This is a genomic window from Actinophytocola algeriensis (genome assembly GCF_014203735.1).
In the GTDB taxonomy this organism is placed as follows: Bacteria; Actinomycetota; Actinomycetes; order Mycobacteriales; family Pseudonocardiaceae; genus Actinophytocola; species Actinophytocola algeriensis.
In genome coordinates, this window is record NZ_JACHJQ010000006.1 from 496,648 (window position 1) to 518,956 (window position 22,309).

Genomic DNA, 22,309 nt, shown 5'->3' on the forward strand with positions numbered 1-22,309 from the left:
TTCACGCTCCGATCACCTGCTGGAAGCCCTGCTCGAAGATGCGTTCCTGCGCCTCGTTCAACGCCATGAACACCTTGGCCGAAGACAGCGTGGACTCGCTCGGGAAGATCAGCTCGTTCTCGGCGAGCTCCGGGTCGATGGCGGCCATCGCGTCCTGCGCGCCCTGGACCGGGCAGATGAAGTTGACGTACGCGGCCAGCTCGGCGGCGACCTCGGGCTCGTAGTAGAAGTTCATGAGCGCCTCGGCGTTGGTCTGGTGCGTCGCGCGGTTGGGCACCTGCATGTTGTCCGACCACAGCATCACGCCGGACTCCGGTGTCACGAACTTGATGTTCTCGTCCTCGAAGTTCAGCTGGATCACGTCACCGGACCAGCCGACGCACGCGGCGATGTCGCCCTTCGCGAGATCCTGGGCGTAGTCGTTGCCGGTGAAGCGGCGGATCTGCCCGTCGTCGACCGCCCGCTGCAGCTTGTTCAGCGCCTCGTTGAACTGTTCCTCGGTGAAGTCGGACGGGTCGTGGCCCATCTGCAGCAGGATCAGCCCGACGGTGTCGCGCATCTCGGACAGCATCGTGACCTTGCCCTTGAGGTCCGGACGAGTCAGCAGCTCGTCCATCGTGCGGACCTCTCCGGTGACGTTGCCGTTGTAGGCGATGCCCGCGAGACCGGTCTGCCACGGCACGGCGTACTCGGTGTTCTTGTCCCACGGGCGGCCGCGCAGCGAGGGCAGTAGGTTCGCCTCGACGTTCGGGAGCTTGTCCTTCTGGAGCGGCTGCACCCAGCCGAGCCGGATCATCCGCGCCGCCATCCAGTCGGTGAGGACGATGATGTCCCGGTCGATCGTCTGGCACGTGGAGAGCTGGTTGCGGACCTTGCCGAAGAACTCGTTGTTGTCGTTGACGTCCTCCTGGTACGTCACCTGGATGCCCGACTGCGCGACGAACGCGTCCAGCGTGGGCCGCACCGACTCGTCGTCCTCGGCGACGTCGATGTACAGGGGCCAGTTGGAGATGACGAGGCTCTTGTCACTCGCCGACTCGTCGGCGCTGCGGCACGCCGCGGGGTCCTGGCGGGTGCCCGGCATGCCACAGCTGGTGGCCGCCAGGGCGGTGGCGGCCACCAGGCCACGCAGGACAGTCCTGCGGGAAAAGCGGGTCTGTCCCGTCAGCAGTGCCGTCGCCTCCGGAGAGAGCGACGTAGGCGCCCTGGTTCGCATGGCGACTGATATTGACACGCACGTCACAGGTCGACAAGGGATTCCGTTGTCACGTTCGCGTTGCGCAACGAATTGCGTAAGACTTACGGCCGTAACACGGGAGCTGAACGACGTAGCGGGCGCCGTCTGGACTGAGGAGCGCGCACAGGCGCGCCAGCGCCGAGCACGCGACGAGGGAAGACCGCGTGGTAGCGGAGGGTGAAGCGACCCATGACACGGAGGGCTGAATGGCGGATCTGGACGACGTCTCCAAGGCGATCATCGAACAGTTGCAGGAGGACGGTCGCAGGCCGTACGCCACGATCGGGCGCGCGGTGGGACTGTCCGAGGCGGCCGTGCGGCAACGGGTGCAACGCCTGCTCGACGCGGGCGTGATGCAGATCGTGGCGGTGACCGACCCACTGCAACTCGGCTTCCCCCGCCAGGCGATGGTCGGCATCCGCACGTCGGCGGACCTCGAGGAGACCGCGGACCGGCTGGCCGAGATCGCCGAGGTGGACTACGTCGTGATCACGGCGGGCTCCTTCGACCTGCTGGCGGAGGTGGTGGCCCGCAACGACGACCACCTGCTGGAGATCCTGAAGCAGATGCGTGCGGTGCCGGGCGTGACGACGACCGAGGCGTTCATGTACCTGAAGCTGAGGAAGCAGACCTATTCGTGGGGCACCACCTGAGTGCGGATTCCGTCGCGATCGCAGCACATCACAGCCGTAATCACTTGCCGAACCCTGGTTGATATGCGGTAATCGAAGCATGGCCGACAACCTCTGGATGCACTTCACCCGCATGTCGTCCTACGCGGACACCCCCGTGCCGACGATCGCGCGCGGCGAAGGCCCCTACGTCTGGGACACCAACGGCAAGCGGTACCTCGACGGGCTGTCCGGCCTGTTCGTGGTCCAGGCAGGTCACGGCCGCGAGGAACTGGCGGAGGCGGCGGCGAAACAAGCCCGCGAACTGGCCTACTTCCCCATCTGGTCCTACGCCCACCCGAAGGCGGTGGAGCTGGCGGAACGGCTCGCGACCCTCACCCCGGGCGACCTCAACCAGGTCTTCTTCACGACCGGCGGCTCGGAAGCCGTCGAGAGCGCGTGGAAGCTCGCCCGCGCGTACTTCAAGCTGGTCGGCAAGCCCACCAAGCACAAGGTCATCTCCCGAGCGATCGCCTACCACGGCACCTCCATGGGCGCCCTGTCGATCACCGGCCTGCCGGGTTTGAAGGCCGACTTCGAACCACTGGTCCCCTCGACGATCCGGGTGCCGAACACGAACCTGTACCGGGCGCCGGCCGGCACGGCAGGCCCCGACGGCACCGACGCCGAGGCGTTCGGCAGGTGGGCCGCCGACCGGATCGAGGAAGCGATCCTCTTCGAGGGCGCCGACACGATCGCCGCCGTCTACCTGGAACCCGTGCAGAACGCGGGTGGCTGCTTCCCGCCGCCGCCCGGCTACTTCCAGCGGGTCCGCGAGATCTGCGACCGGCACGACGTGCTGCTGGTGTCCGACGAGGTGATCTGCGCGTTCGGGCGGCTCGGCGAGTACTTCGGCGCCACCCGGTACGGCTACCAGCCCGACATCATCACCTGTGCGAAGGGCCTGACCAGTGGGTACGTGCCGCTGGGCGCGATGCTGGTGAGCGACCGGCTCGCGGAGCCGTTCCGGCACGGGGCGAACACGTTCGCCCACGGCGTCACGTTCGGCGGGCACCCGGTGGCGAGTGCGGTGGCCCTCGCGAACCTGGACCTGTTCGTGCGCGAGGACCTCAACGCGCACGTGCGCCGCAACTCCGGGCTGTTCCGGTCCTACCTGGAGCGGCTGCACGACCTGCCGATCGTCGGCGACGTGCGCGGCGACGGCTACTTCTTCGGCATCGAGCTGGTGAAGGACAAGGCCACGAAGGAGACCTTCGACGACGCGGAGTCGGAGCGGCTGCTGCGCGGCTACCTCTCCAAGGCGCTGTTCGACGCGGGCCTGTACTGCCGCGCCGACGACAGAGGCGACCCGGTCGTGCAGCTGGCACCGCCGCTGACCTGCGAAGAGCCGCAGTTCGCCGAGATCGAGGAGATCCTGCGCGCGGTGCTGACGGAGGCGTCGAACCGGCTGTAGCCGCTCAGATCAGGGCGGCGCACGCCTTGGACGCGAAGCGCGCGACCCACGACCTTTCCTTGCGCCGGGCGGAAAGCGGCAGTGGCACGCGGTCACCCGCCGCCAGAGCACCCAGCATGGCGGAGCACGCCGCGGCGTCCGACCGCTCGCGCGGCTCGGTCGCGGTCATCGCGGTGAGCACCGCACGCCAGTCCCTCCCCCACGTGCCGGGCACCTTCGGCGGGTGGGCGAGCCGGGCCATCGCGGCCGCCGGGCCATCGCCCGGGTACTCGACCTGCCCGGTCATGCACTCCAGCAGCACCAGCCCGAGCGCGTACACGTCGACGGCCGGGCCGATCTCGCCGCGCCCCACCTGCTCCGGCGCGAGATAACCGGCGGTGCCGAGGAAGTCCGACACGGGACGGTCGTCGAGGCGCGCGATGCCGAAGTCGGCCAGGTAGCACTCACCCTCGGCGTCGAAGAGCAGGTTCTCGGGCTTGACGTCCCGGTGCACGATGCCCTGACTGTGCACATAGGCCAGCACGGACGCGACGGCGGCGCCGATCTCGGCGACCCGGTCGGCCTGCATCGGTCCCACTTCGAGCCGGTCGCGCAGCGTGCCCCCGGACGCGAGCTGCAGCACGAGGAACGGCCGCTGCCCTTCGAAGCCGATGTCGTAGAGCCGCAACAGCCCGGGATGGGACAGTCCGGCGATGACCTCGGCCTCCTCGATGAGACGCTGACGGCGCCGGGTGGTGCGGCACCGCTTGAGCGCGACGGGTCGCCGGAGCCGGAGGTCACGAGCCTCGAACACATCGGCCATGCCGCCCCCGCCGAGCCTGGGGCCCAGCCGGTAGCGGTGGTCGATGATCGGGTTCGTGGACATGATCTCCGGATACCCGGGGTCGCCACGTGGAAACCTGCCAGGTGCGGGTACCCGCACTTACAACACAAGGAGGCGCTGGTCATGGAGGAGTTCGACGCGGTAGTGGTCGGCGCCGGGCACAACGGGCTGGTGGCCGCGAACATGCTCGCGGACGCGGGCTGGCGCGTGCTCGTCTGCGAGGCGACCGACGCGCCCGGCGGCGCGGTGGCGTCCGCCGAACTGACCGCGCCCGGGTACATCTCCGACCTGTGCAGCGCGTTCTACCCGCTCGCCGCGACCTCCCCCGCGCTGCTGCGGCTGGGACTGGAGGAGCACGGGTTGCGGTGGCGGCACGCGCCGTCCGTGCTCGCGCACGTGTTCCCCGACGGCAGGAACGTCGTGCTGTCCAGGGATCTCGAGGAGACGGCGAAGGCGGTGGGGGAGTTCGCGGCCGCCGACGCCGACGCGTGGCACGCGGAGTTCGCCTACTGGCAACGAATCCGGGACGACGTGCTCGACGCGATCCTGTCGCCGTTCCCGCCGGTCCGCGCCGGGGCACGGCTCGCCAGGCGGCTGGGGCCCGCCGAGATGCTGCGGTTCGCGCGCAGGGCGGTGATGCCGGTGCGGACGATGACCAGGGAACGGTTCGCCGGTGACGGTGCACGCGCGTTGTTCGCGGGCAGCGCGATGCACACCGACCTCGGCCCGGACCAGGCTGGTTCGGGGATCTTCGGGTGGCTGCTCACGATGCTGGGCCAGGAGGTCGGGTTCCCGGTGCCGGAAGGCGGCGCGGGACAGATCACGGCGGCGCTGGTACGTCGGCTGTCCACTCGGGACGCACGGGTGGACTGCGGGCGACCGGTCACGTCGCTGGTCGTCGGGAACGGGGAGGTGCTCGGGGTGTGGGACGCGGAGGGGCAGGTGGTGCGGGCGCGGCGGGCGGTGCTCGCGGACGTGCCCGCGCCGGTGCTGTACCGGGACCTGGTCGGCGAGTCGCACCTGCCCGCCCGGCTCGTGGCCGACCTCGACAGCTTCCACTGGGACGACGCGACGATCAAGGTGGACTGGGCGCTGTCCGGTCCGGTCCCGTGGTCGGCGCCTGCTGTGCGCGGCGCCGGCACCGTGCACATGGGCGCGGACCTCGACGGGCTCGCCGGGGTCGCGAACGACCTCGCGTGCGGCCGCGTGCCGCGCGACCCGTTCCTGTTGCTCGGGCAGATGACGACGGCCGACCCGTCGCGGTCACCGGCCGGCACGGAGTCGGTGTGGGCGTACACGCACGTGCCGCGGGGTGAGAGGTGGTCGCCGTCGCGGCTGAAGCGGCGCGCGGACCGGATCGAGCAGGTGATCGAGGACCAGGCGCCCGGCTTCCGGTCGCTGATCGCCGGCCGGGCGATCGCGGGCCCCGCCGAGCTGGCGGAACACAACCCGAGCCTGGTCGAGGGCGCGATCAACGCGGGCACGTCCGCGATCCACCAGCAGCTGGTGTTCCGCCCGGTCCCGGGCCTCGGCCGCGCGGACACGGTGATCGACCGGCTGTTCCTGGCAGGCGCGTCGGCCCATCCCGGCGGCGGCGTGCACGGCGCCGCGGGCGCGAACGCGGCGAAGGCGGCACTGGCCCGCGACAAGGTCCCCGGCTACCACGGTCTCGTCTCGGCAGCCCACAAAATGCTCTACCGCTAGCTGTGTCCACCAACGTTTGCCGGTCCTGCGGCGGGTCCGGCAAAGCCAAGGTGATCGCCGTGCCGGGGGTGGGGCTGGGTTTGCCGTGAAAGGCGCGTTCAGGACATCGCCGGTGTTGTGAAAGGCGCGTTGAGGGCGTTGAGTGCCCTGAAAGCGCCTTTCACAGCGTGGCCAGTGCCGTGAAAGCGCCTTTCACAGCCGGCAGGACGCCCGTCCGGCGAGGACACACCACCCCGTGCTGAACGTCCGACGAGGACAACCCCGTCAATCCCCAACCCAACATGCGGACACAGCGCTCAGCGACCCGCGCCCGCCAGTGCCAGGTCCGCGAGCCGGGACAGCGACTCGCGGTTGCGCGGGATCAGCATGACCGCCTGCACCGCTTTCGGCAGGACCTTCAACGGACCGCGCACGACCTGCTCGGACATGAGGACCTTGGTGCGGCCCTCGTCGACCCGTGACAGCTCGATGCGGACGCGGGCCACGCCCATCGGCCACGCGCGCGCGTCCAGCTCGATGAACCGGCCCGGTTCGACATCGACGACCTCGGTCGTGTCGCTCACCGTCAGCGGCCACAGCCCGACGCTGTGGTGGATGCGGTTGCCGGTCCCCGGCCAGCCCTGGTCGACGGCCCGCACGTGCGACGCGCCCACCACCCACCCCGCGTACGTCCAGCCCTCGGCCAGCACCGCCCACACCTGCTCCAGCGGTGCGTCGATCTCCGCGGTCACATCGATCATGGGTAACGCCTCCCCGGGTCGGAGCCCTTCTGATACCCCGCCCGAGCCAGGGCAAACGGTCAGGACCGGGAGGTCACCCGCTTGTAGCCGACCAGCTCGCGGTAGCTGGGGCGCGCGGCGAACTGCGCGAGGTGCCACAGCGCGGGCCGCGCGGTCTCCGCGCACAGGTGCAGCACCCGGCCGTCATCCGCCCACACACCGACGTGTGCGCCCCACGGGTCGTTCGACGAGTTCACCAGCACGAGGTCGAGCGGACGCGGCACCGCCACCCGCTGTGTCGACTCGGAGTCGTCCCACAGCTCGCTCGACCGCAGGTCCGGCGGGTCGTACCCGAAGTGCCGCAGCACCTCGTACGCGAACAGCTGGCAGTTCGCGCCGTCCGCGAGCCCGGGACTGGCCAGCACGGCTGGCGAGCCCGGGTAGCGGGCGCCGACATACCGGACCTCCCAGAAGGAGTCCGGCAGCTCGATCATCCCGGCAGCTTCACCACCGTCACGAAGAAGTCGTCGATCTGGCGGATGACGTCGATGAACCGGTCGAAGTCCACCGGCTTGCTCACGTACGCGTTCGCGTGCAGCGTGTAGCTGCGGAGGATGTCCTCCTCCGCCTCGGAGGTCGTCAGCACCACCACGGGGATCACCCGCAGCTCGGGGTCGGACTTCATCTCGGCGAGGACCTCGCGCCCGTCGCGGCGCGGCAGGTTCAGGTCCAGCAGGACGAGGCCCGGCCGGGGCGCGTCCGCGTACTCGCCCTCGCGCCGCAGGAACTGCAGCGCCTCCTCGCCGTCCCGCACCACGTGGAGGTGGTTGCGGATCTTGTGGTGCTCGAACGCCTCCCGTGTCATCAGCACGTCGCCGTCGTCGTCCTCGACGAGCAGCACGTCGATCACGTCCAGCGGGGTCGGGTCAGCCATCGGAATCCTTGTCTCGATCGATTGTGGCGTCGATCACCGGGAGAGTGAAGCAGAACCGGGAGCCGGATTCCACACTCGTGTCCAGCCAAATCGTCCCACCGTGATATTCGATGATCTTCCGGCACATCGCGAGGCCGATGCCCGTGCCCGGGTAGTCGGCCTTGTTGTGCAGTCGCTGGAAGATCACGAAGATGCGCTCCGCGTACTCGGGATCGATGCCGATCCCGTTGTCGGCGACGGCGATCTCCCAGAAGCCGCCGTCGCGGCGGGCGGTGATGCGCACCTTCGGCGGGTCGTCCCCCCGGAACTTGAGCGCGTTGCCGATCAGGTTCTGGAACACGGCCGTGAGCAGCGGCACCTCCGCCGACACGGTCGGCAGCTCCTCGGCCTCGACGGACGCCTCGGTCCGCTCGATCGCGTCCGCCAGGTTCGCCGTGGCCTGCTCCAGCACCGCGGCGCAGGACACCTCGACCGACTCGCGCACGACGCGGCCGACCCGGCTGAACGCGAGCAGGTCGTTGATCAGGATCTGCATGCGCTTCGCGCCGTCGACGGCGAACGCGATGTACTGGTCGGCCCGCTCGTCGAGCTTGCCCTTGTACCTGCGTTCGAGCAGCTGGCAGAAGCTCGCGACCTTGCGTAGCGGTTCCTGCAGGTCGTGGGAGGCGATGTAGGCGAACTGCTCCAGCTCGGCGTTCGACCGCTCCAGGTCCGTGGTCCGCGAGTCCAGCTCGGCGTGCGCGACCTTCGCGGCGGACAGGTCGGACAGGATCCGCTCCCGCATCACGTTCACGTCGGCACCCAGTTCGCGCAGCTCACGGGGGCCGCTCTGCTGGACCCGGTGGTCGAAGTCGCCCCGCGCGACCTGCCGGACCTCCTCGGCGAGCCGCGAGACGGGCCGGATCGCCGCCCGCCGCAGGCCGACCGCGAGTGTCGTGATGACCAGCGCGAACGCGATCGCGATGCCGATCAGCGCCAGGTTCGCCGAGTCCGCCGCGGACTGCAGGGCGGTGGTGGCGTCCTCGCGGGCGGCGTTGAGCTCGTCGTCGAGTGCCTCCAGCTCGTCGCGGACCGGGTCGAACAGCACGGTGCCCTGGGCGACCGTCATGTTCGGCTGCGCGGTGGGGCTGGTCGCGATGTCGGCGATCGTCGGCTGGGCGTAGCGCGTCCGCCAGGCCTCGGCGCGCTCGACCACCCGCGCGAGGTCGGACTCGGCGGCCGGCATGTCGCTGAGCAGGCGCTCGAGCTGCCGGATCGCGTCGTTCTGCTGCCGCACACCCGCCGTGTACGGGTTCAGGACGTCCTCGTCGGCGCCCAGCACGTAGCCGCGCAGGCCGGTCTCCTGGTCGACGAGCGCCGACTCGAGCCGCAGCGCCTGCTGCAGCGCGGGGTCGATGCGCCCGACGACGGTCTCGCGGGCGTCGCTGAGGTTGTTCAGCGCCATCCCGCCGACGACCACGGCGGCCAGCAGGAACAACGCCAGCGCCGCGACGCTGACGTTGATGATGCGGCGCAGCGGCCAGCGGTCCGCGTCAGCCATGGCTCAGGGCCACCACGGCCATGTCGTCGTCGAGGTCACCACCGTTGAGCTCGCGCACCGCGTTGATCACGTGGTCGAGGAGCCCCTCGTCCCGCAGGCCCTCGGCGATGCCCGTCTGGACCAGCTCGATGAGACCGTCGACGTCGAGCCGCCTGCGTTCGTTGCCGACCCGGCCCTCGATGAGACCGTCGGTGTACATCAGCACGGTCCACTTCTCGCCCAGCTCGACGTCGCAGCTCGGCCAGCGACTGCCGTCGCCGACACCGACCGGGGTGCGGACGGGTGCCTTCAGCTCGCGCACGTCCGAGCCGGTGATCAACAGTGGCGGCGGGTGGCCGACGAGGTGCAGCGTGCCGGTGGTGCGGGCCGGGTCGATGGAGAGCATGCAGAGCGTGGTGAACAGGTTGGGCTGGTACCGCTCGTGGGTGAACACCTGGTTCACGACCGTGAGCACCTCGGTGGACGGGCGGGCGGACAGCACCATCGTCCGCCAGGCGACGCGCATCGACACGCCGAGCGCGGCCTCGTCGGGGCCGTGGCCGCAGACGTCGCCGACGACCGCGTGCACGCAGCCGTCGGCGGTCTGGACCACGTCGTAGAAGTCGCCGCCGAGCAGGAGCCGCTGCCCACCTGGCGAATAACGCGTGGTGACCCGCACGCCACTCTGCTCGTCCACGATCGGTGTCGGCAGCAGGCCACGTTCGAGGCGGCCGTTCTCCTCGGCGTAGATCTGGGCGTCCCGCAGCTGCCGCTGCAGCGAGTCGGACCGCTCGCGCTCGACGGCGTAGCGGATCACGCGGTCGAGCAGGTGCCCGTCGACCTGGCCCTTGACGAGGTAGTCCTGCGCGCCGAGCCGGACCGCCTCCTCGCCGAGGTACTCGTCGGCGAGGCCGGTGAGCACGACGACGGCGACCGAGGGCACGTTCCCCTGCAGCCAGCGCAGCCCGTCGAGCTCGTGTGTGTCGGGGAGGCCGAGGTCGAGCAGCACGCAGGCGGCGTCCTGCACGGCCGCCTTCGCCTCGGCCAGCGTGCGGACGCGGTGCAGGTCGACCGCGGCACCGGACTCGAGCAGCAGTTCCTCCACGAGGAACGCGTCGCCGTCGTCGTCCTCGATCAGCAGCACCCGCGTCGGCGCGGGACTTTCACGTGCCGCGCTCAGTGCACCAACCATGTCCTGGCCGCTCGTCCCTCACTCCCCGGTGCCGACCACGGGCGGTCGATACGGTCTGCCCATCGTAGTGGCTGAGGGCCGCGACGTAGTGATGGACACAGCCGCACGCCGAACAGGTGGAACCGTGACGGCGCTCAGCCACCCACCACCGGCCATCGGCGACCTTCGCCGGGCGGGACCACGTTCATACGCGGGGAGGCAGACCAGCGCTGCGCATGGCGGTTGTGGCGCGGTTCGTGCGGGTGTAAGGCGCGGTGAGCGCCGACAACGCCAGGTCCCAGGCCGGTTCGAGGCTGTAGAAACTGTGGCGGCGCATGGCGAGCCGGGGGCCGGTGTCGCCGTCGGCGGGCCACGGGTCGAGCAGCCGCCATTCCGCGCCGCAGCGCCGGATGCCGGTCACCGGGTCGGTCTCGTCGTCGGTGAGCGCCTCGCCGTCACCGAGGCGGCAGGAGCGGAACCCGCCATCGTCGGTGCGGTCCCAGCTCAGCACCGGGCCGCCGATCGGGTCGGTCTCGCGGTACAGCGACACCCACTGGCGGTGCAGCACGTCCTCCTGCAGCCAGCACAGGAACGGGTGGTTGACGTACGCGGGGAACGCCCGCGCGTAGGCGACCTGCAGCTGCGACCCGTACGTCAGCAGCGCGACCCGCTGCCGGTACTCCGGCGCGAGCCGGGTCAGCGCGGCCGCCGCGATCAGGCTGCCCTGGCTGTGGCCCGCCAGCACGACGAACCGGGCCGGGCCCGAGACGTGGCACTCGATCCGCCTGCGGAGGTCGTCGATCACCTTCGGGGAGTACGGCGGCGGCACCAGCGGGTGCACCGCCGACGGCCAGAACGCGACCACGTCCCAGACCACGCAGGCACCGCGGCGGACCGCGCTGTCCCCCACCGCGCGGCGACCGAGGTAGACGAGGAAACCACCCAGCAGCAACAGGGCCGCGGTGCCGACGGTCACCGCGTCGAGGCCGGGCAGGTCGCGGCAGTCGGACAGGACCGTGCCGCCAGGGCGGCACACGACCGCGCCGAGGTCGCCCCACGACTCGACCACCGCCGCGACCGTGAGCACGGTGCCCGCCGAGGCGACGGCGATCGCGAGCCAGTGCACGGAGAACTTGAGCCGCGCGAGCCACCACGACCGCGCGACACCCGTGAGCTGCCCGTCCGGCAGCAGGGCGGGCCCGGCCGACGCGCGCACGAACCCGCGGAACCGCTTGGCGGACAACAGCATCCACCCCGCGAGCACCAGCGCGAGCACGATCCCGAGCCCCACGGCGATCCCGGCGGCGTACGCGATCCGCAGGTGGAACAGCGGCAGCGCCATCGCGTCGGACCGGTCGGCGGGCCGCAGCAGCCGCAGCGTGCCGTAGCCGAGCGCGGCGGTGAACCCGACGCCGAGGAACATGCCGAGCGCGGCGACCACGGGCCCCGCCATGCCGCCGAGGAACGGGCGGAAAGGCTTGGGCGGCCTCGGTTTCCTGGTCCGCAGCGCCAGCACGGCCGCGGCCCCGATGAGCACGAGCAGTGCCGCGAGCGCGAGCCCGGCCGCCCACATGCCGAGGTTCGCGATGCCCGGCAGCACACCGCGGCCGGCCGACGGGAACTCCGGCACGGCGAGCACGGTGACCAGAGCGGCACCCAGCAACGCGATCGCGACGGCCAGCACGACGGCGGGCAGCCGGGTCACGAAGAACGCCGACAGCCGGGTACGGGTGCCGGACGGGTCGCCGATCAGCGCGGCGTGCACGATCGTCCACGGCAGCAGCACGAGCGCGACCCAGTACGGCCAGTCGCCGCCGCTGAACTCGCGGGCCACCGCGCCCGCCAGGAACGACAGGACGGTGAGACCGGCGGCCAGGTGCAGGTGCCGCAGCGCGGGCACGTCACCGTCGCCTCGGTAGAACTCGCCGCCCGCGAGCCCGGTCACCTCGGCCGCGTCCGGCAGCGGCTCGGCGTCCGGCACCGACCTCGGCGGCCCGCCGATGAACCGGATCACCAGCAGTGCCACGGCGACCACGGCGAACGCGCCTGCCAGCCACCAGCGCGGGTCGCCGGAGCGCGGCGCCACCCCGGTCCACTGCCACGCGAACAGGTCGACCGCGGCCTGCGCGAGGCCAAGCACGACGAGCGCGGTCAGCGCGATCGCGAGGACCCGCAGCGCGGCGCGGGCCACCACGCGAGCCGCGGCGCCCTTTCCCGCCGGGAGCATGAAGTAGGCGGCGTTCACGAGCCCGAACGGGATGAGCGCGAGCCACAGCGCCTGCCGCCACGTGCCCGAGGTCAGCGGTCCCCAGTGGTAGCCCTCGACGATGTGGCCGTCGGCCGCGCGGACCTCGTTCCCCGCGGCGTCGACCGGCCGGAAGAACCTGCCGTCGACGTCCCCGGCGACCTGCTTGACCAGCGGACGGTCGAGCATGTCCACCGGCGGCGTGCCGCTCACCCCGTGGACGCGCAGTTCCACGAACATGTCTCGAGGTCGTCACTGACGGTGAGATCGTTACGGGTCAACGGGGAATTCCGGGTTCGATATGCTCGACTGTGTCTGATGTTCGCTCCGCAAGCTCCGCGAACCCACGCCACCGGCTGATTGTTGCGACCTGATGGACAGCTCGTTCCCAGACCTGCTCCGGGAGCACCGGGTTGCGGCGGGCCTGACGCAGGAGGCACTCGCCGAGCGGGCGTTGCTGTCGAGCCAGGCGGTCGGCGCACTCGAACGGGGCGACCGGCGGTTCCCCCGCCGCGACACCGTGGTCCGGATCGCGGACGCGCTCGGCCTGCACGACGAGGCCAGGGAGGCGTTCGTCGCGGCGGCCCCGAGCCGGGGCGGCAGCCCACGCCATTCCGCAGCGCCGTGGCACCGCCCGCAGGAGCTGCCCGCGGACACGTTCGGGTTCATCGGCCGCACGGACGAGCTCGCCGAGCTGGACCGCGGGTTCGCCACCGCGGTCGTGGCCGTGTGCGGCACCGCGGGCGTCGGGAAGACCGCGCTGGCCGTCCACTGGGCGCACTGGGTGGCGGCCGCGTTCCCCGACGGGCAGCTGTACCTGGACCTGCGTGGTTACGGACCGGACCAGCCGCTCGACCCGGCGGCCGCGCTGACCGCGCTGCTGCGCAGCCTCGGGCTCGGGAGCGCCGACATCCCGCACGAGCAGGCCGAACGCGCGAACCGCTACCGGACGCTGCTCGCCGAGCGGAAGTTGCTGGTGCTGCTGGACAACGCGCGTGACTTCGAGCAGATCCGCGACCTGCTGCCGGGGACGCCGGGCAGCCTCGCGGTGGTGACGAGCCGCGACGTGCTCGGCGAGCTGACCGTGCGGCACGGCGCGCACCGCGTGACGCTCGACGCGCTCACCACGGCCGAGGCGCACCAGCTGCTGCGTGTCCACATCGGACCCCGCGTCGACGAGGAGCCGGCCGCCGCCGCGGCGCTGGTCGAACAGTGCGCCCGGCTCCCGCTCGCGTTGCGGATCGCGGCACAGCTCGCCGCCACCCGTCCCGCCACCACGATGGCGACACTCGTCGGCGAGCTGCACGACGAGCAGGACCGGTTGGCACTGCTCGACACCGGCGGCCCGCACGGCTCCGCGGGTGCCGTGCTGTCGTGGTCCTACCGCCACCTGCCCGCGGAGGCGGCCCGCCTGTTCCGGTTGCTGGCCGTGCACCCGGGCAGGCACGTGGACGCGCACGCGGCGGCCGCCCTGCTCGACACCCCACTGGGCCCGGCCCGCGCGGTGATCGCGATGCTGGCCCGCGCGCACCTGCTGCGCGAGGCCCGCCCCGGCCGGTACGACATGCACGACCTGCTGCGCGCGTACGCCGCGTCCCTCCCCCACGACGAGCCGGCCGCGCCGGCTCGCCTGGCGGACTACTACCTGCGCGCGGCCGCGGTGGCCATGCACGAGTTCGCACCGTTCGACCGGGCCCTGCGCCCGCCGGTGCCCGCCGGTTTCGCACCGGCCTTCCCGGACCGCGCGGCGGCACTGGCGTGGCTGGACGACGAACGGGCGAACCTGGTCGCCGTCGGCACGCGTACGCACAGCGTGCTGTTCTCCCGCGTGCTGTACCGGTACCTGAGCATCGGCGCGCACTACCAGGAGGCGGACGCCTTGCACAGCGCGGCGTTGCGGTCCGCGACTCCCGCTGAGCGCGGCGACGCACTGGTGACGTACGGGGTGGTGCTGTGGCGGCTGGGCAGGCTCGACGAGGCGCTGGCGCACTACGAGGAGGCGCTGACGCTGCTGCGCGCGGCGGGTGACCGGGAGGGCGAGGCGCGGGCGCTGGTGAACCAGGGCCTCACGTACCGCTGGCTGGGCCGGTTCGAGGAGGCCCTCGAGTGCCACCGCAGGGCGGTCGACCACCTGGCCAGGACGGGCGACGGCTGGCGGGAGGCGCGGGTCAGGGACAACCTGGGGCTGGTGCACCACTCGCTCAGCCAGTACGAGGAGGCGCTGGAGCAGCAGGAACGGGCGCTGGCCCTGTACCGGGCGGCGGATGACCCGTACGGGGAGGCGGGGGTGCGCAGCAACCTGGGGGTGACGTGCGCACGGCTGGGCAGGCACGCGGAGGCGTTGGACCACCTCGAGCGGGCGCTGGCCAGTCTGCGGGCGGTCGGCGATCGGCGCGGGGAAGCGGAGACGCTCAACGACCTGGGGACGACGTTGCTGGCCGTTGGCCAGCGCGCGGAGGCGGCGGAACGGCACCGGCAGGCGTTGACACTGGCGGACGCGATCGGCGACCGCCATGAGCACGGCCGTGCGGTGGAGGGCCTGCGCCTGACCCGGTGAAGCCTGCCGGACCGGGACGCACCGGCACTGTGTAGGTGAACTGTAGAGCTTGTCGGTGGTGTGGCCGTTCCCCCGGACGGAGGATGGGGTCCGCGTTCGGCGCGTGGGGAGGGAGCGCCGGACGCGGTCAGCCGTCGAGGTGGGCGAGAACCAGGGGGCTCGCCACCTCGCGGTACTCCTCGAAGTACGCGTGCCGCGCGCCCGGGATCAGGTGCAGCCGCGCGTCGGGCACCCGCGACGCGATCACGGGTGCGTTGGCCGCCGGGTTGAAGACGTCGTCCGCGCCGTGGACCACCAGTGTCGGGGCGGTGATCTTCGCGAGCGCGTCCCAGCCGTCGTGTTCCTTGCTCGCCGTGAAATGGCCGCGGCGGGCATGAGCCGGCATACCGGGGTCGCCGACGGTGTTGAACGGGCCGGGGTGCGCGGCCAGCCAGCCCGGTGTGTACATCAACTCCAGCAGCGCCTGCCGAGCCGCGGCGGTATCGCGCTGTGCCAGGGACCGGCGAACCTCCGCGCTGCGTTCGATCCCGTGCGCCCCGCCCGGCGACGTACAACCGAGCACCAGCCCGCGCACCCGGTCCGGGTGGTCGGCGGCGAACCACTGCGCGACCCGGCCACCCATCGACGTCCCGTACACGTGCGCCCGCTCGACACCCATGTCGTCGAGGATCGCGCGCACGTCCGCCGCGAAGCCGCGAGTGCTGTAACCGGTCTCCGGCTTGTCGCTCCGGCCGGTGCCGCGGTGGTCGAAGACGACGGTGCGGAAGCGGGCGTCGAAGTCCGGCCGCGACACGTCCCACCAGTGGTGGTTGTTGGCCTGCCCGGCGATGAGCACGAGCACGTCGTCCCCGACCCCGTTGACCTCGTAGAACAGGGACACACCGTCATCGGCCCGAGCGAGACTCACGTCCTGACCCTAGTGCTGTGTCCACCGATGTTTGCCGGGTCCTCCGGCGGGTCCGGCCAAGCCGACGGTGATCACCCATACCGGGATGGGCTTGTTTAACCGTGAAAGGCGCGTTCAGGGCATCGCCGACGCTAATGCCGTGAAAGCGCCTTTCACGGCACAACGGGTGAGGGTGCGGAGACGGCGGGGGCGCCGGGGGGCGCAAGCCCCCCACACATCCGAGGCTGCCTGCCATCCCAGAGACCTGCCCCTCCGGCGAGGAGCCGCCGGAGGCAAACCACGTCCGGCGAGAACGTCCGGCGACAAACCACGAACCCACCCCGGCCAACGCAAGCGGACACAGCACTGGCTGCCGCGGCCGCACCCGCCAGTGGTTACCCGGTCCGGGGTGGGCTTCGTTGACCACCCCGGCCGGGACTCGCTTCAGGAGCCGAGGACGGCAAGCTCCCAAAGCGAGTAGCCCCACTGGGTGGCACGTTGTGTGCCGAGGACGCGCACGTACCGGCCGGCCGAGCTGACCGTCACCTCGTCCGTGCCACCGTCCGATGTGGTCGTCGAGTGGACCGTGCGCCACGTGGAGTTGTTGTCCGACAACTGGATCTGGTACGCGCGGCCGTACGCGGTCTCCCACACGAGCCGCACGCGCTGGACGTCGCGGACCGAGCCGAGGTCCACGGTGATGGACTGCGGGTCGGCGAAGGCGCTGCTCCACCTCGTGCCGGAGTTGCCGTCGACGGCGTTGGCGCCGTTGTGGGACGTGCCGGGTTCGACGCTCGTCACCGTGACCGGCCTGCCTCTGGCCAGGTCCGTCACGCCCGTCGAGGTGCCGCAGTCCGCCGTCACCGCGCCGCCCGCCCACTGGATGCCGCCCAGCAGCATGCGGGTGAAGTTCGACTCGGTGTAGGACTGTTCGGTGTGGCCGAGGCCCGTGTACCAGGCACGGCCGCCCTGGTAGTTCTGGCACCACGTGATGGGGTGGTCGCCCATGGAGCCGCCGCTGTAGGTCGACTCGTCCAGGTTGGCCAGGACCTTCACGACCGAGCGCGGGTTGGTGCGGTAGTTGTACCACTCGTCGGTGCGCGTCCAGGTCGACGGCAGGTGCGCGGTCGACGGGTGCGCGGTGGTCTCGACGCGCACGTTCGCCTGCTGGATCGCGGGGTGCGAGGCGAAGTAGCCGCCGACGAGACCGCCGTACCAGGCCCAGCCGTACTCGGTGTCGGCCGCGGCGTGGACGCCGACGTAACCGCCGCCGCCCCGGATGTAGGACTCGAACGCGGCCTGTTGGGTGTCGTTGAGGACATCGCCGGTCGTGGAGAGCCACACGACGGCCTGGTACTGCGCCAGGTTGGCGGTGGTGAACTGGTTGGCGTCCTCGGTCGCGGTGACCGAGAAACCGTTCTGCGATCCCAGCGTGGTGATCGCGGCGATGCCCTCGTCGATCGACGAGTGGCGGAAACCGGCGGTCTTCGAGAACACCAGGATCTTGGACAGCGGAGCGGCGTCCGCCTGCGGCGGGGCGGCCAGTGGTGCGACGACGACGGCCATGGCCGCGGTCGCGACAAGGAGAGCCTTGGCAACGGTGCGCACGACTCGGTCCTCTCTCGGTGCAGGGGTGGATCCGAAAGAGACAGCAGGGTGTTTCACAAGCAGTTAACATCCGAGGTCTCGTTGCCGTCAAGCGCCCATTCGGACGTCATGAACGAGAAAGATTGACCGAGACATCCGATGTCTACTGGTCAGCCGATCAAGATCGTCCTCCGCTGGGAAAACGCCCGCATTACGCCGTTCGGCATATCCGGAAACGGCGCCGAAGAATGGTGCGAACCGTTACGGTGACAATCCGCACATATCCACCGTAACCAGCCGTATCCAGGCGACTCCGTTGTGTGCCAACGATTTCCAGCGCCCATCTAACAATCGCGCAACGTACATCTGCGCGCATTTTTCTCGACACCGTTCACACCTAGGCTCCGGCAGGTTCTATCCGCCTGATGGAGGCCCGATGCCCAGTAGTAGACGTGTCCGTTCGCTCCAAGTCGTCGGAGCGCTGACCGCGATCGCCACGGTCGCCGCGATCGCCGCGGTGCCCTCGCTGGCCCAGGCGGCCGAACCGAACGCCCCGTTCCTGTCTGAGATCCACTACGACAACGCCGGAACGGACACCGGCGAGGCGCTGGAGATCGAGGCCCCCGCCGGCTTCGACCTCTCCGGCTGGCAGCTCGCCCTGTACAACGGCAACGGCGGCGCGGTGTACAACACCCGCACGTTGTCCGGCTCCGTCCCCGACGCGGGTGTGGTCGTCGCGACCTACCCGGTCGACGGCCTCCAGAACGGCTCCCCCGACGCCGTCGCGCTCGTCCGCCCGGACGGCACGGTCGCGGAGTTCCTCTCCTACGAGGGCCCGCTGACCGCCACCGGCGGCCCGGCGAACGGCACGACCGCCACCGACATCGGCGTCGCCGAGGGCTCGGCCACCCCGGTCGGCCACTCGCTGCAGAAGATCGACGGCACGTGGCGCGCGCCGGCCCAGAACACCTTCGGCACCCGCAACTCAGGCGGCGACCCGGACCCCGATCCGGACCCGGTCGGCTGCGACATCGCGGTCACCAACACGATCGCCGAGGTCCAGGGCACCACCGACGCCTCGCCGCTGTCCGGCAGCCAGGTCGTCATCGAGGGCGTCGTCACCGCCGACCACGGCACCGGCGGCTACAACGGCGTCTACGTGCAGAGCGCGGGCTCCGGCGACCGCGCCCCCGCCGCGGGCACCGCCTCCGACGGCGTGTTCGTCTACCTGACCACCAACGCCGCCAACCACCCGGCTGTCGCCGTCGGCGACCAGGTCCGCGTGCGCGGTGTGGTCAGCGAGTTCAACGGCCTCACCGAGGTCACCATCGGCGCCAAGGCCGACTTCCAGGTCTGCGCGCACGACGCGACCCTGCCTGCCCCGGCCCAGCTGACCCTGCCGCTCGACCCGGCCGCGCGTGAGTCGGTCGAGTCGATGCTCGTCGCGCCGGTCGGTGACTTCACGGTCTCCGAGGTCTACAACACCAACCGCTTCGGCGAGGTCGTGCTGGCCGCCGGCGACCAGGCCGCGCCGATCCCGACCGACCTGTTCCGCCCCGGCACCCCCGAGGCGCAGGCGCAGGCCGCGGACAACAAGCTGCGGCGCCTGCTGCTCGACGACGGCTCCTCGACGAACCTGTCGAGCGCGGGCCAGCTGCCGCCGTACGTGTACCCGGGCGCGCCGCTGCGCGTGGGTGACCAGGTGGAGGCGTTCGCGCCGGCCGTGCTGTCGTACGGCTTCAACGAGTGGCGGCTGCAGCCGACCACCCCGGTGACCGCGACGACCCCGGAGCTGCAGCGGACCACGTTCAAGTCGGCCAACCCGCGCACCCCCGCGCCGGCGGCCGTCGGCGGCGACCTCAAGGTCGCGAGCTTCAACGTGCTCAACTACTTCGTGCACTTCGGCGGCGACGCCCGGGGCGCGGACGACGAGGCCGGGCTCGCCAAGCAGGAAGCCAAGATCGTCTCCGCGATCACCGCACTGGACCCCGACGTGGTGGCCCTCGAGGAGATCGAGAACTCGGTCCGCTTCGAGGCGAACGACCCGCAGATGGCGCTGAAGCGGCTCGTGCACGCGCTCAACGCCGCGGACGGCGCCGGCACGTGGGACTACGTGCGCTCGCCTGCGAACCTGCCGCCCGCCGCGCAGCAGGACTTCATCACGACCGCGATCATCTTCAAGCCCGGTTCGGTGACCCCGACCGGTGCTTCGACGACGATCAACGACGAGACCGTGTGGTTCAACGCGCGGGAGCCGATCGCGCAGACGTTCACCGCGGGCCAGGTCACGTTCACCGTGGTGGCCAACCACATGAAGTCGAAGTCCTCTTCGGACTCCGCGACCGGCGACAACGCCGACGCCGGGGACGGCCAGGGCGCGTTCAACGGCGACCGGGTCCGGCAGGCACAGTCGCTGACCGCGTTCGTGGACGGGCTGAAGGCGTCGTCCGGCAGCGACGACGTGATCATCCTGGGCGACTTCAACGCCTACACGCACGAGGACCCGATGCAGGTCTTCTACGACGCCTCGTTCGACGACGTCGCAGACGGCGAGGCCAGCTACGTGTTCGGCGGCGAGTCCGGTTCGCTGGACCACGCGGTCGCGACCCCGTCGCTCATGCAGCGGGTCACCGGCGTGGACGTGTGGCAGATCAACTCGCACGAGTCGTTCGCGTTCCAGTACGACGGCCACCCGGCGTTCTACGCACCGGACCCGTACCGGGCGAGTGACCACAACCCGAAGGTGATCGGCATCAACACCGGCGCGCTCGCTCCGGTCGACCTGCAGATCCTGGGCATCAACGACTTCCACGGCCGCCTCGAGCCGCCGTCGGCGGGCGTTGGTGGCGCGGCACAGCTCGCGGGGCTGGTCGGCCAGCTGCGGGAGCAGAACCCGAACACGCTGTTCCTGTCGGCCGGTGACAACATCGGCGCGTCGACGTTCGTGTCGGCCATCGACGATGACAACCCGACGCTCGACGCGCTGAACCTGATGGGTCTGGACGCGGCGGCGGTGGGCAACCACGAGTTCGACAAGGGCTTCGCGGACCTGTCCGGCCGGGTGACCGACCGGGCGGACTTCCCGTACCTCGGCGCGAACGTGTACCGCGGGAACGACCGGGTGCTGCCCGCCTACGACGTGCAGACCGTGGCCGGTGTGCGCGTGGGCATCGTCGGTGTGGTGACCGAGCAGACGGCGTCACTGGTGAGCCCGGACGGGATCGCGGGCCTGACGTTCCGCGACCCGGTGGCCGAGGCGGACGCGGTCGCCGCGCAACTCTCCGACGGCGACGAGGCCAACGGCGAGGCCGACGTGGTCGTGCTGCTGGCACACGAAGGCGCGGCGACCGAGAACATCGGTTCCGCGCAGGACCTGCAGAACGACCCGGTCTTCGGTGACTTCACGCGGGTCAGCGCGGACATCGACGCCATCCTGTCCGGGCACACGCACCAGCCGTACGCCTTCGAGATCCCGGTGCCGGGCACCGACCGGACCCGCCCGGTCATCCAGGCCGAGGACTACGGCGTGAAGCTGGGCAAGGCCACGTTGTCGATCGACCCGGCGACCAAGACGGTCATCTCGTCGGACGCGGCGCTGCTGGACGTGACCGGCGCACCGAGTGACCCCGAGGTCGCGGCACTGGTCGCACAGGCCAAGGCGAACGCCGAGGAGCTGGGCAAGGAGCCGCTGGGATCGATCACGGCCGACATCAAGCGGGCGTTCACGCAGGCGGGTGCCGAGGACCGCGGTGCCGAGTCGGTGCTGGGCAACTTCGTCGCCGACGTGCAGTTGGCGGGCACCAAGGACGCGGGCCGGGGTGGAGCGCAGATCGCGTTCATGAACCCGGGCGGTCTGCGGTCCGACCTGCTGTACGCACCGGACGGTGTCGTCACCTACTCCGAGGCGTTCTCGGTGCAGCCGTTCTCGAACGACGTCGTGACGAAGTCGTACACGGGCGCCCAGATCAAGCAGGTGCTGGAGGAGCAGTGGCAGCCCGCCGGTGCTTCGCGGCCGAAGCTGCACCTGGGTGTGTCAGCCGGGTTCCGCTACCTGTACCTGCCGGACAACCCGGCCGGTCAGCGGATCACGGGCATGTGGCTGAACGACGTGCCGATCGACCCGGCCGCGACCTACCGGGTGACGGTGAACTCGTTCCTGGCCTCTGGCGGCGACAACTTCGCCACCCTGGCCCAGGGCACGAACCCGGCCACGACGGGCGACAACGACCTGACGATGCTGACCGCCTACATCGGTGCCAACTCGCCGATCACCGCGGACCCGGCGCCGAGGTCGGAGATCGGCCAGCCAGGCCCGGCCTGCGACGTGACGATCACGGGCATGAAGTTCGGCCCGGTCACCGTCTCGTCCGGCCTGACCTGTGTGGACGGCGCGACGATCCTGGGTCCGGTGACGGTCAGGGCAGGCGCGTCACTGATCGTGACCAACGGCCTGATCGCAGGCCCGGTCACGGCCACGAAGCCACAGGTCTTCGAGCTGGGCGGCACGCAGGTCTTCGGCCCGGTGACGGTCACCGGCGCGACGGACCGGGTGGAACTCGACAAGGCCGACATCACCGGCCCGGTCTCGCTGGCCACCAACAAGGCAGGCGTCGCGATCGACACGTCGAAGATCACCGGCCCGGTGTCGCTGGTCGGCAACACGGGCGGTGCGGCGGTCGTGGCGGGCAACACGGTCACCGGCCCACTCGCGTGCACGGGCAACAACCCGCCGCCGACCAACGACGGCAGGAAGAACACCGTGCGCGGCCCAGCGTCCGGGCAGTGCGCGAAACTCTGAGTAGCCAGGGAACAAAGGGAAGGCCCGTCCGGCACCTGCCGGGC

Annotated in this window: 15 protein-coding genes; 5 read left to right on the forward strand and 10 right to left on the reverse strand. The window is 70.9% G+C overall.

Annotation, left to right across the window (positions count from 1 at the left end):
• Position 1: 1 nt before the first annotated feature.
• On the reverse strand, positions 2–1,216 hold the full coding sequence (locus FHR82_RS29225) for a polyamine ABC transporter substrate-binding protein (RefSeq protein WP_184813764.1): 1,215 nt from the start codon (positions 1,214–1,216) through the stop codon (positions 2–4).
• A gap of 227 nt (positions 1,217–1,443) precedes the next feature.
• Here FHR82_RS29225 and FHR82_RS29230 point away from each other — a divergent pair, with 227 nt between their 5' ends.
• Positions 1,444–1,890, forward strand: coding sequence for an Lrp/AsnC family transcriptional regulator (locus FHR82_RS29230; RefSeq protein ID WP_184813765.1), 447 nt, complete (start codon positions 1,444–1,446; stop codon positions 1,888–1,890).
• A 79-nt stretch (positions 1,891–1,969) separates the two neighbouring features.
• Positions 1,970–3,322: an aspartate aminotransferase family protein gene (locus FHR82_RS29235; protein ID WP_184813766.1), complete on the forward strand. Its 1,353-nt coding sequence runs from the start codon at positions 1,970–1,972 to the stop codon at positions 3,320–3,322.
• Between the two features lie 4 nt (positions 3,323–3,326).
• Here the strand turns inward: FHR82_RS29235 and FHR82_RS29240 are convergent, their stop codons facing one another.
• On the reverse strand, positions 3,327–4,187 hold the full coding sequence (locus FHR82_RS29240) for a serine/threonine-protein kinase (RefSeq protein WP_184813767.1): 861 nt from the start codon (positions 4,185–4,187) through the stop codon (positions 3,327–3,329).
• A gap of 81 nt (positions 4,188–4,268) precedes the next feature.
• Between FHR82_RS29240 and FHR82_RS29245 the strand changes: the two genes are divergently transcribed.
• The gene (locus FHR82_RS29245) at positions 4,269–5,849 is read left to right on the forward strand and encodes a phytoene desaturase family protein (protein WP_184813768.1); all 1,581 of its coding nucleotides are present in this window, start codon (positions 4,269–4,271) and stop codon (positions 5,847–5,849) included.
• 296 nt (positions 5,850–6,145) lie between these two features.
• Here the strand turns inward: FHR82_RS29245 and FHR82_RS29250 are convergent, their stop codons facing one another.
• From FHR82_RS29250 to FHR82_RS29275, 6 genes are all read right to left on the reverse strand, one after another.
• Entirely contained in the window at positions 6,146–6,589 is a 444-nt protein-coding gene (locus tag FHR82_RS29250; protein ID WP_184813769.1) for an SRPBCC family protein, read from the reverse strand.
• Positions 6,590–6,648: 59 nt separating this feature from the next.
• Positions 6,649–7,062 carry a hydrolase gene (locus FHR82_RS29255; RefSeq protein ID WP_184813770.1) on the reverse strand — a complete coding sequence of 138 codons (414 nt, stop codon included), beginning with the start codon at positions 7,060–7,062 and terminating at the stop codon, positions 6,649–6,651.
• On the reverse strand, positions 7,059–7,502 hold the full coding sequence (locus tag FHR82_RS29260; RefSeq protein ID WP_184813771.1) for a response regulator: 444 nt from the start codon (positions 7,500–7,502) through the stop codon (positions 7,059–7,061). The genes FHR82_RS29255 and FHR82_RS29260 overlap by 4 nt, the downstream gene beginning before the upstream one ends.
• Entirely contained in the window at positions 7,495–9,042 is a 1,548-nt protein-coding gene (locus FHR82_RS29265) for a sensor histidine kinase (protein ID WP_184813772.1), read from the reverse strand. The genes FHR82_RS29260 and FHR82_RS29265 overlap by 8 nt, the downstream gene beginning before the upstream one ends.
• Entirely contained in the window at positions 9,035–10,213 is a 1,179-nt protein-coding gene (locus tag FHR82_RS29270) for a PP2C family protein-serine/threonine phosphatase (RefSeq protein ID WP_184813773.1), read from the reverse strand. Before FHR82_RS29270 ends, FHR82_RS29265 begins: the two co-directional genes overlap by 8 nt.
• 184 nt (positions 10,214–10,397) lie before the next feature.
• Positions 10,398–12,677: a hypothetical protein gene (locus FHR82_RS29275; protein WP_184813774.1), complete on the reverse strand. Its 2,280-nt coding sequence runs from the start codon at positions 12,675–12,677 to the stop codon at positions 10,398–10,400.
• Between the two features lie 133 nt (positions 12,678–12,810).
• On the opposite strand from FHR82_RS29275, the gene FHR82_RS29280 reads away from it, so the two are divergent.
• Positions 12,811–14,994 carry an ATP-binding protein gene (locus tag FHR82_RS29280; RefSeq protein ID WP_184813775.1) on the forward strand — a complete coding sequence of 728 codons (2,184 nt, stop codon included), beginning with the start codon at positions 12,811–12,813 and terminating at the stop codon, positions 14,992–14,994.
• A gap of 127 nt (positions 14,995–15,121) precedes the next feature.
• Here FHR82_RS29280 and FHR82_RS29285 read toward each other — a convergent pair whose 3' ends face one another.
• Positions 15,122–15,901: an alpha/beta fold hydrolase gene (locus FHR82_RS29285; protein ID WP_184813776.1), complete on the reverse strand. Its 780-nt coding sequence runs from the start codon at positions 15,899–15,901 to the stop codon at positions 15,122–15,124.
• A gap of 423 nt (positions 15,902–16,324) precedes the next feature.
• The gene (locus FHR82_RS48070) at positions 16,325–17,488 is read right to left on the reverse strand and encodes a ThuA domain-containing protein (protein WP_221464419.1); all 1,164 of its coding nucleotides are present in this window, start codon (positions 17,486–17,488) and stop codon (positions 16,325–16,327) included.
• A 415-nt stretch (positions 17,489–17,903) separates the two neighbouring features.
• Here FHR82_RS48070 and FHR82_RS29295 point away from each other — a divergent pair, with 415 nt between their 5' ends.
• Entirely contained in the window at positions 17,904–22,265 is a 4,362-nt protein-coding gene (locus tag FHR82_RS29295; RefSeq protein ID WP_184813777.1) for an ExeM/NucH family extracellular endonuclease, read from the forward strand.
• Positions 22,266–22,309 lie beyond the last annotated feature (44 nt).

Coding starts and splice junctions, on each gene's coding strand:
- FHR82_RS29295 (WP_184813777.1), top strand. CDS start 17,904: ATGCCCAGTAGTAGACGTGTCCGTTCGCTCCAAGTCGTCGGAGCGCTG.
- FHR82_RS29275 (WP_184813774.1), bottom strand. CDS start 12,677: ATGTTCGTGGAACTGCGCGTCCACGGGGTGAGCGGCACGCCGCCGGTG.
- FHR82_RS29240 (WP_184813767.1), bottom strand. CDS start 4,187: ATGTCCACGAACCCGATCATCGACCACCGCTACCGGCTGGGCCCCAGG.
- FHR82_RS29225 (WP_184813764.1), bottom strand. CDS start 1,216: ATGCGAACCAGGGCGCCTACGTCGCTCTCTCCGGAGGCGACGGCACTG.
- FHR82_RS29270 (WP_184813773.1), bottom strand. CDS start 10,213: ATGGTTGGTGCACTGAGCGCGGCACGTGAAAGTCCCGCGCCGACGCGG.
- FHR82_RS29250 (WP_184813769.1), bottom strand. CDS start 6,589: ATGATCGATGTGACCGCGGAGATCGACGCACCGCTGGAGCAGGTGTGG.
- FHR82_RS29235 (WP_184813766.1), top strand. CDS start 1,970: ATGGCCGACAACCTCTGGATGCACTTCACCCGCATGTCGTCCTACGCG.
- FHR82_RS29260 (WP_184813771.1), bottom strand. CDS start 7,502: ATGGCTGACCCGACCCCGCTGGACGTGATCGACGTGCTGCTCGTCGAG.
- FHR82_RS29230 (WP_184813765.1), top strand. CDS start 1,444: ATGGCGGATCTGGACGACGTCTCCAAGGCGATCATCGAACAGTTGCAG.
- FHR82_RS29245 (WP_184813768.1), top strand. CDS start 4,269: ATGGAGGAGTTCGACGCGGTAGTGGTCGGCGCCGGGCACAACGGGCTG.
- FHR82_RS29255 (WP_184813770.1), bottom strand. CDS start 7,062: ATGATCGAGCTGCCGGACTCCTTCTGGGAGGTCCGGTATGTCGGCGCC.
- FHR82_RS29280 (WP_184813775.1), top strand. CDS start 12,811: ATGGACAGCTCGTTCCCAGACCTGCTCCGGGAGCACCGGGTTGCGGCG.
- FHR82_RS29265 (WP_184813772.1), bottom strand. CDS start 9,042: ATGGCTGACGCGGACCGCTGGCCGCTGCGCCGCATCATCAACGTCAGC.